Raw genomic sequence first — 14129 nt, 5'->3', positions numbered from 1 at the left:
TGGTCCGGCTCGCGGACCGGATGGACCCGGGCGTGCGGCACGCGGCACGGCGGCTCGTCGTGGTGATCGTGCTGCTTCCGCTGCTGCTCGTGCTGGCGCGCGAGGCGCCGCGCCTGGTGCAGGCACCGCTGCTGCTCGGCTACGGGTTCACGGTCCTGTCGGTGACGATCGCGATGCTGTTCATCGCCTACAGCCGCTACGACGACCCGTCGGTGCGCATCCTGCACCACCGCCCCCGCCGCCTCGACCGGTTCCCCGCGCTGCCCGACGTCCCGCGCGTCAGCTTCCTGGTGGCCGTGAAGGACGAGGAGGAGGGCATCGAGGAGTGCGTGCGCTCGATGGCCGGAAGCGACTACCCGGATCTGGAAGTCGTCGTCGTGGACGACGCGTCCGAGGACGGCACACGCGCGATCCTGGGCCGGCTGCAGCGCGAACTGCCTCTGAAGGTCCTCTACTTGGCGGAGAACGTCGGCAAGAAGCACGCCCTCGTGAAGGCCGCCGAGCAGGCCACGGGCGAGGTCATCGCGTTCACCGACTCCGACTGCCTGCTGGCGCCCGACGCGCTGCAGCGCTGCGTCACGGCGCTCGTGCACCACCCGGAGCTGGGCGCGGTCAGCGGCCACGCCCGCGCCCTCAACCCCGACGACTCCCTGCTCTCCCGCACACAGGACGTCTGGTACGAGGGGCAGTTCAGAGTCGCGAAGGCGGCGGAGGCCACCTTCGGCTCGGTGTCGTGCGTGTCGGGACCGCTCGCCGTGTTCCGCCGCGACGCCATCTACAACTATCTGCCCGCGTGGGCGGGCGACCGGTTTCTCGGCGGCGAATTCCGCTTCGCCACCGACCGACAACTGACGGGATATGTTCTCGGACAGTGCTGGAAGGGCCGGAAATTGAAGAAGCGATACTCGGACTCGCCCTTCGTCAAAGAGACCGACCACCCCGAACTGCCGTGGCGCATCGGCTATGTGCAATCGGCGAGAGTGTGGACGACGGTACCCGCACGTTTTCGGCCCTTCATGCGGCAACAAGTGCGCTGGAAGAAGAGTTTCATCCGTAATCTCTTTTTCACCGGGACATTCATGTGGCGCAGGGGACTCGGACCCGCCGTCCTCTTCTACGGGCATGTGCTGTGGGTGCTGTGCGCGCCCCTGATGGCCGTCCGCCACCTGGTCTGGGCGCCGTACCACGGGCTGTGGTTCCTGACCGGCCTGTATCTCGCGGGGATCATCCTCAAGGGCACGGTCTGGGGGCTCGCGTTCAAGGTCGACAACCCGGGGAACACGAACTGGCGCTGCCGGCCGCTGATGAGCCTGCTGTCGTCGCTGCTGCTGTCGTGGCTGCTGCCGTACTCGCTGCTCACGATCCGGCGCGGCGTGTGGTCGAGGAGTCAGTCATGAGGCGGCTGGCGCGCGGGGCGGGCCGGATCGCGACCGCGCTGCTCACGGCGGCACTCGTCGTGTTCGTGTACCTGATGGTCCTCACCCGGGGGAGCTGGCCGCCATGGTCCTCGCTGTGACGCGGGTGCGGCCCCGGTGGACGGTGCGGGTCGCGCGGCGCGCGGTGCGGGTCGTCCTGACGCTGCTCACCGTGGTCGTGCTGGCCGTGCCGTTCCTGGTGGCCTGGCGGCTGTACCAGAGCCAGAGGTACCTGACGCGGCAGGAGGACACCCCGGCCGCTCTGGTCGACGGGGCGGCGCGGGAGCGCTGGCAGGGCATGGCGGCCGGGCTGCCCCGGCGGGCCGCGCCCGTCGTGCTCACCTACCACGACATCGCGAAGGACAGTTCGAGCAAGTACGTCGTCGGCCCCCGGGCCTTCGAACGGCAGATGGCGGCGCTGTCGGCGGCCGGCTACCGCACGCTCACCGTCGACGAGTTCGTGACGTATCTGCTCGGCGGCCCGGTGCCGGAGCGCTCGGTCCTGCTCACCTTCGACGACGGCACGCACGGCCTGTGGACCTACGCGGACCGCATCCTGGCCCGCCACCGCATGCACGCCGTGTCGTTCCTGATCACCGGCAAGGTCTCGGTGAAGCGGCCCTACTACCTGTCCTGGCAGGAGATCGACCGGATGGACAACTCCGGCCGCTGGGACTTCCAGAACCACACCCATGACCTGCACACCCGCAGCCGCACGGGCCCGGACGGCGCGACCGGCTCACTGCTGATCAACCGCCGCTACCTGGCCTCCACCGGACAACTGGAGTCGCAGGCGCGCTACGAGCAGCGGGTGCGCGAGGATCTCGTCACGTCCCTGAAGGAGTTCAGGGAGCACGGGCTGGCGACGCCGCGGCTGTTCGCGTACCCGTTCTCGGAGAACGCGCGCCCCGGCGACCATGCCTCCGCCTACGTCCACGATCTGCTCAACCGCCTCTTCGTCGCGGCCCTTTCCGACAAGACGGGCACCGCGCAACCGGTCGGCCGGCGCTCCGCGGTCGCCCAGCAGTACCAGCGCCTCGAGGTCTTCGCGGACACCACCGCGGATGCGCTGCTGCGGCAGGTCACGGCCCGGACGCCGGTGCCCGCGACCGGGGACCCGCTGCGGGCGCCGCAGCGCTGGACGGGCAACGACTGGAAGCCCCTGACCGACCTGCGCTTCCTCACCGGCAAGGGCCCCCATCCGCGCAGTGGCCCTTACCGGTACGCGGCCTACGCGCCGTACGGGTCCGCCGACTGGGACCACTACACGGTGGCCGCCGACGTGCGGGCGCTCGATCCGCGCGGTGGCGGCGTCAGCGTGTCCGCCCGGGTCGGCTCGCCCGCGCAGGTGGCGGCGCGCGTCTCGTACGACAGGCTCCAACTGGTGCTCGGACAAAAGGTGGTGGCGGAACGTCAGCTGCTGCCCGGCGCCCGGCACACGGTGCGGGTGCGCGCGGCCGGGGCCCGCACGACGGTGACCGTGGACGGGACGGTGCAGGTGTCCACGCACCACGCGTACGGGGCCCGCGGCACCGGCGGCATCGCCCTCACGCTGTCCCGGCGGGGCGTGCCGGACTGGCCCGCGGTCGGCCGGGTGCGACTCACCTCGGACCGGGCCGCGAAGACCCGGGCCCGCCCCTTCGACGGCGTCGGGCCGTGGCTGGAGAGGAAGCCGCACGGCACGGGCTGGATGCGTTCCGCGGTCGTGGTCGGCGGGGGCCGGGTGCAGCCGGTCGGCACCCGCGGATGGTCGTACGCCGTGTACGACCCGCGGCGCAGCGGGAGTTGGACGGACTACACGCTGCGCACGACGGTCACCGGACTGGCCGAGAGAGGGCTGCACGCCAGTGTGACCGTACGGCGCGGCGCCCGGGAACAGCTCACGGTCCGGATGTCGAAGGGCTGGGTGTCGGTGCTGACGGGACCGGACCTCGCGGTGCGGCGGGTGATGTCGCACAAGCTCGCGCGGGCGGACCGGCGGACCGTGACGGTCACGGTGCGGCCCGACGTCACGCTGGTGCGGGTCGCCGGCACGCCCGCCCTGGAGGTCCCGGCGCACGGCGGCACGGGCGGCATCGCGCTGAGCGCGTACCGGGCGTCGCCGCTGCAGCCGTGGCCCGGGTTCGACGCGGCGTCGCTGACCGGGCCCGGCGGAGGCGCACCATGAGGGTGCTGTCGCTGGTTCGCCGCCGGGGCCCGCGGTGGTGGGCGCTGATCGCGGCGGCGCTCGCCGCCCTGCTCGCGGCCCTGCTCATGGTGTTCGGTCCGTCCGGCGGCGACACCGGGGACGGGGCGTTCCGCCCCCGCTTCCCCCAGCAGGGCCTGGTCACCAACGAGTTCGCGTACTGGCACCCCAACCGGGCGCACGTCCGCCACTCCCCCGACTGGACCATGACGAGCGGCTCGCTGTTCGGCAAGGACGGCGCGGGCTGGACCGGCGTACCCGACGGCAACGGCCCGGACGCCCGCTCGGCCACCGGCACGGACTCGGCGGTGTTCCGGCTCGCCAGCCGCAGAAGGGACTTCGGGCAGACGACGGTGCGGCTGCGGCTGCGCGTGCAGCGGATGGTGACGACGGGGCGCACCCCGTCGCAGCCGTTCGACGGGGTGCACATCTGGCTGCGCTTCCACAGCGAGCAGGAGACGTACGCGGTGAGCGTGGCACGCCGGGACGGCGAGGTCGCGGTGAAGCGCAAGACCCGGGGCGGCACGTCGAACGGCGGCACGTACGTCACGCTGGCGCACGCCCATGCGCCCGCCCCGCCGGGGAGTTGGCGCCCGGTGAGCACCTCGGCCCGCACCCTCGCCGACGGCCGCGTCCGCCTCACCCTCGACCTGGCGGGCCGCCGCGTGCTCGATGTCGTGGACGACGAGCCCGGCGAGCTGGCGCGGCCCGGGGCGGTCGGCATCCGGGGCGACAACACGGAGTTCCTGTTCGGAGGCTTCGTGGCGTGGGGCGGCCGGTAGGCCGTCTGCCGGGGCCCCGCGCCGCCGGTGCGCCTCCTGGGTCCCGACCCGCCCGGGACCATCACACCGGCATTCCGATGCGCACACGCAATGCGGCCGCATCACACGTTCTGCGGCGCGTCCTCCACGACTACTCTCACCCGCCTCACCACATCGAGCACATCCGGCGAAGGGGCACAACTCACCATGAAAAGACGACACTTACCCGTGCGGGCCAAGCTCGCCGCACTCGCCGTCCTGGCCGCTCTCGCAGCCGTCCTGCTCCCCGCGGCCACCGCCGCCCACGCGGCGCCGGGGCCGGTGACCGTCTCCCTCACGTTCGACGACGGGACCGCCGACCACTTCACCACCGTGAAGCCGATCCTCGACGACCACGGCATGAAGGCCACGTTCTACGTGAACAGCGGCCGCCTCGGTGACGCCGGACATCTGACGACCGCTCAGGTGAAGCAACTCGCGGCCGGCGGACAGGAGATCGGAGGTCACACCGCCACCCACGCCCGGCTGCCGGATCTGAGCCCCGACGACCAGCGCCGTGAGATCTGCAACGACCGCGTGACCCTGCTGAACCTCGGCCTGAGCGTCAAGAACTTCGCCTACCCCTTCGGCGCCGACACGGCGGCCACCCAGGGGTACGTCGCCGACTGCGGCTACAACTCGGCGCGCGACGTGGGCGGCCTGGTCACTCCGGGGTCGTGCGGCGGGTGTCCGTACGCGAACGCGGTCCCGCCCCCGAACCCGTACGCGGTCCGCACGAACGACTCGGTGACCACCTCGACCACCTTGGCCACGCTGCAGGGCTACGTGACCCGGGCGGAGGCCAACGGCGGCGGCTGGGTGCCGATCGTCCTCCACCACGTGTGCAACGGCTGCGAGCCCACCTATGCGACGACGCCCGCGATCCTGGACGCCTTCCTGGACTGGCTCGCCGCCCGCGGCACGGCGGTCGCCACGGTCAACGCCGTGATCGGCGGTCCGCTGCGGCCCGGCGTCCCGGGCCCGGCCCCCACCTCGACGCTCCAGAACGCCTCCCTGGAGGCGTCGTCGGACGGCGTGCCGACCTGCTTCCAGCTGGGCGGCTACGGGACCAACACGTACTCCTGGACGTACACGACGGACGCCCACACCGGCTCCCGCGCGGAGAGAGTCGCCGTCACCTCCTACACGGACGGCGACCGCAAGCTCGTCACCCGTCAGGACACCGGCGCCTGCGCCCCGGCCGTCACCGCGGGCCGCAGCTACACGCTCGGCCTGTGGTTCAAGGGCAGCTGGCCGGCCGGGGCCCCGGTGAAGATCAGTGTGGCCCTGCGGGGCACCGGCGGCGCCTGGGCGTACTGGACGAGCTCACCGGCGTACGCACCGTCGCCGTCGGTCTGGCAGCACGCGGTGTTCACGACGCCGGCCGTCCCGTCGGGCAACACGGCGATCAGTTTCGGCCTGTCCCTCCCGGCGGCGGGGAACGCGACGGTGGACGACTTCTCACTCGTACAGACCTGAGCACGGTTCACCCGGGCGCTTGATGTGGCACTGCGTGCCACGTCAAGCGCCCTTCTCCTGTCCCGCCCCACCCGCTCACCGGCCCCCGTGATCGATCATCGATCCCTTCCAGCAGGAGGAACCCCTCCCTGACCACGGATGATCGATCATCGCTCGCCTGAACCGTAAAGATTTCATCTGAGCGCAACCAATGGCACGCAGTGCCTTGCCAGCTGTCACGGTGTGCCATACGTTGAAGGTGTCCGGGCGGCCGGCGTGCAGAGAACTTCCGTACGTCGGCTGTCCCCACGAGCCACGACAGACCGTGACCCGTGCGCCCGGACGCCTGCGTCACAGGCAACCTTCCGCGCCACACCAAGCGCTGCCACAGCACCATCCGCCGAACCGACGGCACACCCCTCAGTTCCCTGCAGCCACACCCGACTCAGCGTTCCCCTCAGACGCTCACCGCCGGAGGCACCACCGTGAAGGACATCCTGGACGCGATCCAGTCGCAGACCGCCACGTCTGCCGACTTCGCCGCCCTGCCGCTCCCCGACTCGTACCGCGCGATCACCGTGCACAAGGACGAGACGGAGATGTTCGCGGGGCTCGAGTCCCGCGAGAAGGACCCCCGCAAGTCGATCCACCTGGACGACGTGCCGGTGCCCGAACTCGGCCCGGGCGAGGCCCTGGTGGCCGTGATGGCCTCCTCGGTCAACTACAACTCGGTCTGGACCTCGATCTTCGAGCCGCTGTCGACGTTCGGGTTCCTGGAGCGCTACGGCCGGCTCAGCGAGCTGACCAAGCGCCACGACCTGCCGTACCACATCATCGGCTCCGACCTGGCGGGCGTCGTGCTGCGCACCGGCCCCGGCGTGAACGCCTGGAACCCGGGCGACGAGGTCGTCGCGCACTGCCTCTCCGTCGAGCTGGAGTCGAGCGACGGCCACAACGACACGATGCTCGACCCCGAGCAGCGCATCTGGGGCTTCGAGACGAACTTCGGCGGCCTCGCCGAGATCGCGCTCGTCAAGTCCAACCAGCTGATGCCGAAGCCGGACCACCTCAGCTGGGAGGAGGCGGCGGCCCCGGGCCTGGTGAACTCCACCGCCTACCGCCAGCTGGTCTCGCGCAACGGCGCCGGCATGAAGCAGGGCGACAACGTCCTCATCTGGGGCGCCTCCGGCGGCCTCGGCTCGTACGCCACGCAGTTCGCGCTGGCCGGCGGCGCCAACCCGATCTGTGTCGTCTCCTCCCCCGAGAAGGCCGACATCTGCCGGTCCATGGGCGCCGAGGCGGTCATCGACCGCAACGCCGAGGGCTACAAGTTCTGGAAGGACGAGCGCACCCAGGACCCGAAGGAGTGGAAGCGCTTCGGCAAGCGCATCCGCGAGTTCACCGGCGGCGAGGACATCGACATCGTCTTCGAGCACCCCGGCCGCGAGACCTTCGGTGCCTCGGTCTACGTCACCCGCAAGGGCGGCACCATCACCACCTGCGCCTCCACCTCGGGCTACATGCACGAGTACGACAACCGCTACCTGTGGATGTCGCTGAAGCGCATCATCGGCTCGCACTTCGCCAACTACCGCGAGGCGTGGGAGGCCAACCGCCTGATCGCCAAGGGCAAGATCCACCCGACGCTCTCCAAGGTCTACTCCCTGGAGGACACCGGGCAGGCGGCCTACGACGTGCACCGCAACCTCCACCAGGGCAAGGTCGGCGTCCTCGCGCTCGCCCCCGAGGAGGGCCTGGGCGTGCGCGACCACGAGAAGCGCGCCCAGCACATCGACGCCATCAACCGCTTCCGCAACGTCTGAACACCCAGAGGAGCAGCGGCTCATGACTGAGCGTCAGAAGGACCGGCCGTGGCTGATGCGGACCTACGCCGGTCACTCCACGGCGGAGGCGTCCAACGAGCTGTACCGGCGCAACCTCGCCAAGGGGCAGACGGGCCTGTCGGTCGCCTTCGACCTGCCGACCCAGACCGGGTACGACCCCGACCACGTCCTCGCCCGCGGCGAGGTCGGCCGGGTCGGCGTCCCCGTCTCCCATCTCGGTGACATGCGGCGCCTGTTCCAGGACATCCCCCTGGAGCAGATGAACACCTCGATGACCATCAACGCCACCGCCATGTGGCTTCTGGCGCTCTACCAGGTCGTCGCGGAGGAGCAGGGCGCGGACATCGCGACGCTCCAGGGCACGACGCAGAACGACATCGTGAAGGAGTACCTGTCGCGGGGGACGCACGTCTTCCCGCCGGGCCCCTCGCTGCGCCTGACGACCGACATGATCGCCTACACGGTGTCCCACATCCCCAAGTGGAACCCGATCAACATCTGCTCGTACCACCTTCAGGAGGCGGGGGCCACTCCGGTCCAGGAGATCGCGTACGCGATGTCCACCGCCATCGCGGTTCTCGATGCCGTACGCGACTCAGGGCAGGTCCCCGCCGAGAAGTTCGGGGACGTCGTGGCCCGCATCTCCTTCTTCGTGAACGCGGGAGTCCGCTTCATCGAGGAGATGTGCAAGATGCGGGCGTTCGGGCGGATCTGGGATCAGATCACGCGCGAGCGGTACGGCATCGAGAACCCGAAGCAGCGCCGCTTCCGGTACGGCGTGCAGGTGAACTCGCTGGGCCTCACCGAGGCGCAGCCGGAGAACAACGTCCAGCGGATCGTGCTGGAGATGCTGGCCGTGACGCTGTCGAAGGACGCGCGCGCCCGCGCCGTCCAACTGCCCGCCTGGAACGAGGCGCTGGGCCTGCCCCGCCCCTGGGACCAGCAGTGGTCGCTGCGCATCCAGCAGGTCCTGGCGCACGAGAGCGACCTGCTGGAGTACGAGGACATCTTCGCGGGCTCGCACGTCATCGAGAAGAAGGTCGACGAGCTCGTCGCCGACTCCCTCGCGGAGATCGACCGGATCCAGGAGATGGGCGGCGCGATGGCCGCCGTCGAGTCCGGCTACCTCAAGTCCCAGCTCGTCTCCTCGCACGCCGAGCGCCGCGCGCGGATCGAGGGCGGCGAGGAGAAGATCGTGGGTGTGAACATCTACGAGTCGACCGAGCCGAACCCGCTCACCGCCGACCTGGACGCCGCGATCATGACGGTGGACCACCAGGTCGAGGCGAAGGTCGTCGGGGCCATCGGCGACTGGCGCACCACGCGCCAGGAGTCGAGCGACCGGCAGGGCATGGGCGACCCGTTCCACTACCCGACCACCGGGCAGGCCCTGGAGCGCCTCAAGGAGGCCGCGGCGGGCACCGAGAACCTCATGGAGGCCACCCTCGAGTGCGCCCGCGCCGGTGTCACGACCGGCGAGTGGTCCGAGGCGCTGCGCGAGGTGTTCGGCGAGTTCCGGGCGCCCACGGGCGTCTCGTCGGCGCCGGTCGCGGTGACCGCCGAGGAGGGCACGCCGCTCGCCCTCGTCCGCGAGAAGGTCCGCCGCACCGGTGACGAACTCGGCGGCCGGCTGCGCCTGCTGGTCGGCAAGCCGGGCCTGGACGGCCACTCGAACGGCGCCGAGCAGATCGCCGTGCGGGCCCGCGACGCCGGGTTCGAGGTGGTCTACCAGGGCATCCGGCTCACCCCCGAGCAGATCGTGTCCGCCGCGCTCGCCGAGGACGTGCACTGCGTCGGCCTGTCGATCCTGTCCGGGTCGCACGCCGAGCTGGTGCCGGACGTCCTCGACCGGCTGCGCGTGGCGGGCGCCCCCGACATCCCCGTGATCGTCGGAGGCATCATTCCGAATGCAGACGCCGAGGACCTGAAGCGGGCGGGTGTGGCCGCCGTCTTCACCCCCAAGGACTTCGGCATCACGGAGATCATCGGCCGTATCGTCGACGAGATCCGGAAAGCGAACAACCTCGACCCGTTGGAGGTCCCCGCATGACCAGCCCCGTCAACCGCCTTCGGCCGCGCCGTTCCTGTCTCGCCGTCCCGGGCAGCAACCCGCGGTTCCTGGAGAAGGCCCAGGGCCTGGCCGCCGACCAGGTCTTCCTGGACCTGGAGGACGCCTGCGCCCCGCTGGCCAAGCCGGAGGCCCGGCACACCATCGTCAAGTTCCTCAACGAGGGCGACTGGACGGGTAAGACGCGCGTCGTGCGGGTCAACGACTGGACGACCGAGTGGACCTACCGCGACGTCGTGACCGTCGTCGAGGGCGCCGGCCAGAACCTCGACTGCATCATGCTGCCGAAGGTCCAGACGGCCGACCAGGTCGTCGCCCTCGACCTGCTGCTCACGCAGATCGAGAAGACCATGGGCTTCGAGGTCGGCAAGATCGGCATCGAGGCGCAGATCGAGAACGCGCAGGGCCTGAACAATGTGAACGCGATCGCCGAGGCGTCCCCGCGCACCGAGACGATCATCTTCGGCCCGGCCGACTTCATGGCCTCCATCAACATGAAGTCCCTGGTCGTCGGCGAGCAGCCGCCCGGCTACGGCGCGGACGCCTACCACTACATCCTGATGAAGATCCTCATGGCGGCCCGCGCCAACGACCTCCAGGCGATCGACGGCCCCTACCTCCAGATCAAGAACGTCGACGGCTTCCGCGAGGTCGCGGGACGCGCCGCCGCGCTGGGCTTCGACGGCAAGTGGGTGCTGCACCCCGGCCAGGTCGAGGCGGCCAACGAGGTCTTCTCGCCCTCGCAGGAGGACTACGACCACGCCGAGCTGATCCTCGACGCGTACGAGTACTGCACGTCCGAGGCGGGCGGCAAGAAGGGCTCGGCGATGCTCGGCGACGAGATGATCGACGAGGCCAGCCGCAAGATGGCCCTGGTCATCTCCGGCAAGGGCCGGGCCGCCGGCATGCAGCGCACCAGCAAGTTCGAGGCCCCGGAGGCGTAAGCACCATGCAATTCGGCCGCACCTACGAAGAGTTCACCGTCGGGGACGTCTACAAGCACTGGCCCGGGAAGACGGTCACGGAGTACGACGACCACCTCTTCTGCCTGCTGACGATGAACCACCACCCGCTCCACATGGACAGCAACTATGCGGAGAGCACGACGGACTTCGGCAAGAACGTCGTCGTCGGGAACTACATCTACTCCCTGCTCCTCGGCATGTCCGTGCCGGACGTCTCCGGCAAGGCCATCGCCAACCTGGAGATCGAGTCGCTCAAGCACGTCGCGCCGACCTTCCACGGCGACACGATCTACGGCGAGACGACCGTCCTGGACAAGACGCCCTCGAAGTCGAAGAGCGACCGCGGGATCGTGTACGTCGAGACCAAGGGCTACAAGCAGGACGGCACGCTCGTCTGCGTCTTCCGCCGCAAGGTGATGGTGCCCACCGAGACGTACATCAAGGAGCGCGGCGGCGAGCAGCCCGGCCGCCCCGAGCTGCAGGAGAAGAAGTAGCCATGGCACGACTCGCCCGGACCGCCGGCCTCACCGACGTCCAGCAGGAAATCCTGTCCACCGTCCGCGACTTCGTGGACAAGGAGATCATCCCGGTCGCCACCGAGCTGGAGCACCGCGACGAGTACCCGCAAGCGATCGTCGACGGGCTCAAGGAGTTGGGTCTGTTCGGGCTGATGATCCCCGAGGAGTACGGGGGCCTCGGCGAGTCGCTGCTCACCTACGCGCTGTGCGTGGAGGAGATAGCGCGTGGCTGGATGTCGGTCTCCGGCATCATCAACACCCACTTCATCGTGGCGTACATGCTGAAGCAGCACGGGACGCAGGAGCAGAAGGAGTACTTCCTTCCGCGGATGGCGCTCGGCGAGGTGCGCGGCGCGTTCTCGATGTCCGAGCCGGCGCTCGGCTCCGATGTGTCGGCGATCACGTCGAAGGCGGTCAAGGACGGCGACGAGTACGTCCTGAACGGTCAGAAGATGTGGCTGACGAACGGCGGCACGTCAACACTTGTGGCGGTTCTCACGCGAAGTGACGAAGGCCACCCCGAGGGCACCGCCCCGCACAAGTCGATGACGACCTTCCTCGTGGAGAAGGAGCCCGGCTTCGGCGAGGTCCGTCCCGGCCTCACCATCCCCGGGAAGATCGACAAGATGGGATACAAGGGCGTCGACACCACGGAACTGGTGATGGACGACCTGCGCATTCCGGCCAATCGTGTACTCGGCGGCGAGACCGGCCGAGGGTTTTACCAAATGATGGACGGCGTCGAAGTCGGGCGCGTGAATGTGGCCGCGCGTGGCTGTGGCGTCGCACAGCGTGCATTTGAGCTGGGTGTCTCGTACGCCCAGCAACGTCACACTTTCGGCAAGCCGATCGCCCAGCACCAGGCGATCCAGTTCAAGCTGGCCGAGATGGCTACCAAGGTCGAGGCCGCCCATGCGATGATGGTGAATGCAGCACGCAAAAAGGACTCCGGGGAACGAAACGACCTCGAAGCGGGAATGGCCAAGTACCTGGCCTCCGAATACTGCAAAGAAGTCGTGGAGGACGCGTTCCGGATTCACGGTGGTTACGGGTTCTCGAAGGAGTACGAGATCGAGCGCCTGTACCGTGAGGCGCCGATGCTGCTGATCGGTGAAGGTACCGCCGAAATCCAGAAAATGATCATTGGTCGTCGACTCCTCGAGGAGTATCGCCTCCAGGGCTGAGCCTGGGCGAGATGTCCGGTTACGGGGTGTTTTCTTCGCGAAGAAGATCACACCCCGTCAACACTCTTCGGCCGTCGACTCGGCTTCCTGGCTTGCCCAGTTGTGGCTCGCAACCGATAGCATCCCCGGAAAAGCCGCCGTCCCCCCGTATCCAGCGCGGCCTCATCCGCTACGAAGGTCATCCATGCCCCACAGCCAAACCTCTGCACCACGCGACGGCTTCCTCGGTGGTCGCCTTGCGCGCGGAGCATCGCCGTGGCTTCTTCCGACCGTCGCCACGGCTGCCCTCAGCCTGGCGCGCTCGCGCCGTTCCAAGAAGGCAGCAGCACTCGCCGTCCCGACCACCGCTCTGGCGGCCGGCATGCTGTGGTTCTTCCGCGACCCCGAGCGCGAGATCGCTCCGGGCCGGGTCATCTCCCCGGCCGACGGCGTGGTGCAGAGCATCATGCCGTGGAAGGACGGACGCACCCGCGTCGCGATCTTCATGAGCCCGCTGAACGTCCACGTGAACCGCGCCCCCCTCGCGGGCACCGTGACGTCCGTCGAGCACATCCCGGGCGGCTTCGTTCCGGCGTTCAACAAGGAGAGCGAGAACAACGAGCGCGTGGTCTGGCACTTCGAGACCGAGCTCGGTGACATCGAGATGATCCAGATCGCCGGAGCCGTCGCCCGCCGCATCGTGCCGTACATCCCCCAGGGCACGAAGGTGGAGCAGGGCGAGCGCATCGGTCTGATCCGGTTCGGCTCGCGCGTCGACATCTACCTCCCCGAGGGAGTCGAGGTCGACGTCGAGGTGGGCCAGAAGACGGTGGCTGGGGTGACTCGCATTGACCGTGACTGATCCAGAGACGCAAGCGGGCTGGGTGCCCGAGACGGACGAGGCGGACGACGCGGAGGAGATGCCGCTCTCACTGCGCCTGTCGATAGCGGACACCCTCACGCTCGGTAACGCGACGTGCGGCTTCATGGCCGTCTACTTCACGACGACCGGCATCCTGATCCCGCACATCCAGGGCAGCAACGACTCGGGCATGGCGCGGCACTCCGCCGCGACCGCCGTGATCCTGATGCTGGCCGCCGCGATCTTCGACCTGTTCGACGGTCTGGTGGCCCGCAAGCTGCGGTCGTCGCCGATGGGCGCGGAGCTGGACAACCTCTCCGACCTCATCAGCTTCGGCCTCGCGCCCGCGTACTTCGTCCTCGTCTACGGCATGGTCGCCGACGACGCGCACCAGAGGGTCGCGGCGGTCGGGGCCATCGTGGTGCTGCTGGCGGTGGTGCTGCGGCTTGCGCGGTTCTCGTGCGTCACGGTGAAGGACGGCACCTTCCAGGGCATGCCGTCGCCGTTCGGCGCGCTGACCGTGGTCTCGATCGTGCTCCTGGAGCTGCCCTTCGTGGCGACGCTCCTCGCGATCATCGGCACCGCGTGGCTGATGGTGAGCCGCGTCGAGTACCCGAAGCCGCGCGGTCGCCTCGCCGTCGCGATGCTGTCGTGGATCGTGCTGAGCATGGGTCTGCTGGCCGCGTGGGCGTTCGACGCCCCCGGTGGCCAGCTGCTGCTCCAGACCGGCTGTGCGCTGCAGCTGGTGCTCGGCGCCGTGATCCCGCTGTTCGCCACGGCCCGCCGGGTGAACAACTTCCGGGACAACCGGCGCGAGGCGCGGGCGGCCCAGCTCCCGTAGCGCTCCGGCA

Annotated in this window: 12 protein-coding genes; all 12 read left to right on the top strand. The window is 69.5% G+C overall.

Going from position 1 to position 14129, the window contains the following annotated elements; translation table 11 throughout:
* Nucleotides 1–1397, top strand: a 1397-nt coding sequence (locus M4J07_RS30415; protein WP_255976919.1) for a glycosyltransferase family 2 protein, incomplete at its 5' end; no start/stop codon positions are given.
* Nucleotides 1394–1516: a hypothetical protein gene (locus M4J07_RS30410; protein ID WP_255976917.1), complete on the top strand. Its 123-nt coding sequence runs from the start codon at nucleotides 1394–1396 to the stop codon at nucleotides 1514–1516. The genes M4J07_RS30415 and M4J07_RS30410, both read left to right, overlap by 4 nt.
* Nucleotides 1501–3582, top strand: a complete 2082-nt coding sequence (locus M4J07_RS30405) for a polysaccharide deacetylase family protein (protein WP_255976915.1) — start codon at nucleotides 1501–1503, stop codon at nucleotides 3580–3582. Before M4J07_RS30410 ends, M4J07_RS30405 begins: the two co-directional genes overlap by 16 nt.
* Nucleotides 3579–4382, top strand: coding sequence for a hypothetical protein (locus M4J07_RS30400; RefSeq protein WP_255976913.1), 804 nt, complete (start codon nucleotides 3579–3581; stop codon nucleotides 4380–4382). The genes M4J07_RS30405 and M4J07_RS30400 overlap by 4 nt, the downstream gene beginning before the upstream one ends.
* A 186-nt stretch (nucleotides 4383–4568) precedes the next feature.
* Complete coding sequence (locus M4J07_RS30395; RefSeq protein WP_255976911.1) at nucleotides 4569–5879, top strand: polysaccharide deacetylase family protein; 1311 nt, start codon at nucleotides 4569–4571, stop codon at nucleotides 5877–5879.
* Nucleotides 5880–6343: 464 nt separating this feature from the next.
* The gene (gene ccrA / locus M4J07_RS30390; protein WP_255976908.1) at nucleotides 6344–7681 is read left to right on the top strand and encodes a crotonyl-CoA carboxylase/reductase; all 1338 of its coding nucleotides are present in this window, start codon (nucleotides 6344–6346) and stop codon (nucleotides 7679–7681) included.
* Between the two features lie 22 nt (nucleotides 7682–7703).
* On the top strand, nucleotides 7704–9752 hold the full coding sequence (locus M4J07_RS30385) for a protein meaA (RefSeq protein ID WP_255976906.1): 2049 nt from the start codon (nucleotides 7704–7706) through the stop codon (nucleotides 9750–9752).
* Nucleotides 9749–10714 (top strand): HpcH/HpaI aldolase/citrate lyase family protein, encoded by a 966-nt coding sequence (locus M4J07_RS30380; protein WP_255976904.1) that lies wholly within the window; start codon nucleotides 9749–9751, stop codon nucleotides 10712–10714. The genes M4J07_RS30385 and M4J07_RS30380 overlap by 4 nt, the downstream gene beginning before the upstream one ends.
* A 5-nt stretch (nucleotides 10715–10719) precedes the next feature.
* Complete coding sequence (locus M4J07_RS30375) at nucleotides 10720–11229, top strand: MaoC family dehydratase (RefSeq protein WP_255976902.1); 510 nt, start codon at nucleotides 10720–10722, stop codon at nucleotides 11227–11229.
* Between the two features lie 2 nt (nucleotides 11230–11231).
* A complete protein-coding gene (locus tag M4J07_RS30370) occupies nucleotides 11232–12437 on the top strand; it encodes an acyl-CoA dehydrogenase family protein (RefSeq protein ID WP_255976901.1) in 1206 nt (401 codons plus the stop codon).
* 184 nt (nucleotides 12438–12621) lie between these two features.
* On the top strand, nucleotides 12622–13278 hold the full coding sequence (locus M4J07_RS30365) for a phosphatidylserine decarboxylase (RefSeq protein WP_255976899.1): 657 nt from the start codon (nucleotides 12622–12624) through the stop codon (nucleotides 13276–13278).
* A gap of 22 nt (nucleotides 13279–13300) precedes the next feature.
* Nucleotides 13301–14119 carry a CDP-diacylglycerol--serine O-phosphatidyltransferase gene (gene pssA, locus M4J07_RS30360; RefSeq protein ID WP_255976924.1) on the top strand — a complete coding sequence of 273 codons (819 nt, stop codon included), beginning with the start codon at nucleotides 13301–13303 and terminating at the stop codon, nucleotides 14117–14119.
* Nucleotides 14120–14129 lie beyond the last annotated feature (10 nt).

Origin of the sequence: Streptomyces longispororuber (assembly GCF_024448165.1) — a bacterium.
In the GTDB taxonomy this organism is placed as follows: domain Bacteria; phylum Actinomycetota; class Actinomycetes; order Streptomycetales; family Streptomycetaceae; genus Streptomyces; species Streptomyces longispororuber_A.
This window is presented reverse-complemented; position numbering and strand designations above follow the sequence as displayed.

Coding starts and splice junctions, on each gene's coding strand:
- M4J07_RS30380 (WP_255976904.1), top strand. CDS start 9,749: ATGACCAGCCCCGTCAACCGCCTTCGGCCGCGCCGTTCCTGTCTCGCC.
- M4J07_RS30400 (WP_255976913.1), top strand. CDS start 3,579: ATGAGGGTGCTGTCGCTGGTTCGCCGCCGGGGCCCGCGGTGGTGGGCG.
- M4J07_RS30370 (WP_255976901.1), top strand. CDS start 11,232: ATGGCACGACTCGCCCGGACCGCCGGCCTCACCGACGTCCAGCAGGAA.
- M4J07_RS30405 (WP_255976915.1), top strand. CDS start 1,501: ATGGTCCTCGCTGTGACGCGGGTGCGGCCCCGGTGGACGGTGCGGGTC.
- M4J07_RS30385 (WP_255976906.1), top strand. CDS start 7,704: ATGACTGAGCGTCAGAAGGACCGGCCGTGGCTGATGCGGACCTACGCC.
- M4J07_RS30375 (WP_255976902.1), top strand. CDS start 10,720: ATGCAATTCGGCCGCACCTACGAAGAGTTCACCGTCGGGGACGTCTAC.
- M4J07_RS30395 (WP_255976911.1), top strand. CDS start 4,569: ATGAAAAGACGACACTTACCCGTGCGGGCCAAGCTCGCCGCACTCGCC.
- M4J07_RS30365 (WP_255976899.1), top strand. CDS start 12,622: ATGCCCCACAGCCAAACCTCTGCACCACGCGACGGCTTCCTCGGTGGT.
- M4J07_RS30410 (WP_255976917.1), top strand. CDS start 1,394: ATGAGGCGGCTGGCGCGCGGGGCGGGCCGGATCGCGACCGCGCTGCTC.